The 1,932-nt window shown below is 59.9% G+C and carries 1 protein-coding gene; it reads right to left on the bottom strand.

Annotated elements, in window-relative coordinates; translation table 11 throughout:
- Nucleotides 1-71: 71 nt before the first annotated feature.
- Nucleotides 72-1,328 carry a group II intron reverse transcriptase/maturase gene (ltrA, locus tag F3J45_RS29500; RefSeq protein WP_240164748.1) on the bottom strand — a complete coding sequence of 419 codons (1,257 nt, stop codon included), beginning with the start codon at nucleotides 1,326-1,328 and terminating at the stop codon, nucleotides 72-74.
- Nucleotides 1,329-1,932 lie beyond the last annotated feature (604 nt).

Genomic DNA, 1,932 nt, shown 5'->3' with positions numbered 1-1,932 from the left:
ATCGAGTAGGAGGCGGGTTCGCACCCGCCGTCCTCTCACACCACCGTGCGTACGGTTCCGTACACGGCGGTTCAGGTTATACGGCTAAGCCGGTTGATCGTATCCAGTATTGAGACCAGTCCGAGTTGATCCCACAGTTTCTTCGGCAGCGCCTGATTCATATGTGACGCCCCTGAGTTCCACCATGGGCCTCGGCCATTGGAGGCCGACCTGCAAGCGCGCTCCTCGCTGAGGCCTAGCCGCATCAAGTTGCGCGCCCTTGTGGAGGGCTGCTTCCATTGGCGCCAGATGGCGCAGCGGAGTTTATGCCTAACCCAGCTATCCAACTTCTCAAACGGCCGCTTGCTCTGGCTGAGCTTGAAGTAACCTGCCCAGCCGCGCAGTACAGGGTTTATCCGCACGATGGTGTTCGCCACCCTGTGACTTCGTGCTCCACGCAGTAACTCCGCAAGCCGGTCCCGCAGACGACTCAAACTCGTCGCAGCCACGCGCAACCTTGGCCTTTGATGCCAGCTCATTCCATAGCCCAAGAAGTCGCATTCCCAGGCCCTTGCGACACGGCTCTTCCTCCGATTCACCGTCAGTTTCAGACGTTGTTTCAGGAAGCACTCAACACTCTCAAGCACCCGTTTGCCAGCCCTCTGACTACGGACATAGATGTTCGCATCATCGGCGTAGCGCACGAAACAATGACCCCGCCTCTCGAGCTCACGATCAAGTTCGTCGAGCAGGATATTCGACAGCAACGGCGAAAGCGGGCCGCCTTGCGGCGTCCCCTCCTGCCGTTGGCTCACGATACCGCCCGACATAACCCCGGCTTCGAGGTAGCGGCGGATGAGCCTGAGCACTCGCCTATCTTCGACACGACGCTGCAAGCAAGCCATCAGGATGTCGTGATTGACCCGATCAAAGAATTTCTCCAGATCAAGCTCCACACACCAGCGATGGCCCGCAGCCACGTGGGCACGGGCTGTCTCGACAGCCTGGTGGGCGCTTCTGCCCGGACGAAAACCGTAGCTACAGTCCGAGAACGAAGGGTCGAAGATGGGTGTGAGCTGTTGCAGCAGCGCTTGCTGGATCAGACGGTCCACGACGCTGGGGATTCCCAGTTGTCGTGTGCCGCCCTGCGGTTTGGGAATTTCGACCGCCCGTACTGCCTGAGGATGGTATTCACCAGCCAGCAGCCTGACCTTGAGAGTTGGCCAATACTGTTTCACGTAGCCTGCCAAGTCAGCGACCGTCATGCCATCGGCACCCGGCGCTCCCTTGTTGCTGACCACGCGTTGATACGCACGCTTGAGGTTGGCCGGTGCGAGCACCCGCTCCATCAGCGTGTCCGGCTCCGCGTTCGTCCACGTTACTGACGCCGTCGGCACCTTTGCACTGTCAGGCATCATCCTCGGCTTCTGGCCGGGACTCGGGGTGACAGTTTCCGCTGTGGGAAATTTCTGCATTACGGCTACCAACGAGACAGTGACGCCTACTGGCGGCATAACCTGTTCGGCCCTTGGTGGCGCGGTTGACCGCCACTTACTACGGCTTCGGCTGACTTCTGCACGCTCATCCCGTCGCCTCTCGACGCTCGGTAGCACAGTGGCAAACGTGCAGATCTCCCAGGGTAATTCGCGCGACCTTCCTGCTTATGCCTGTCGGATCTACGTCCCAGCGTTCCGTGCAAGTATTGGGCTTTGGCAGTCATTGCTACCTCACCCCGCTGTGCCGCCTCTTATCCGCTTCCTGTTCGTCAGGCCAGCATTTTGCCTCGGGCTTCCTTCAGATTCGCAGTCGCCCACGACACCCTTGCCTCTGGCTAACACTTCCCCTTGCCGGGTGTGTAGAGGACTTGCACCTCCAAGTCTCCTGCTTTGGCCACCACAGCCAAGCAGGTTGCGCTAACGCGCAACGCGCCATGCCTGGCGCACAACGACAAAG

Source organism: Pantoea sp. Ap-967 (assembly GCF_011752565.1).
GTDB lineage: Bacteria > Pseudomonadota > Gammaproteobacteria > Pseudomonadales > Pseudomonadaceae > Aquipseudomonas.
This window is presented reverse-complemented; position numbering and strand designations above follow the sequence as displayed.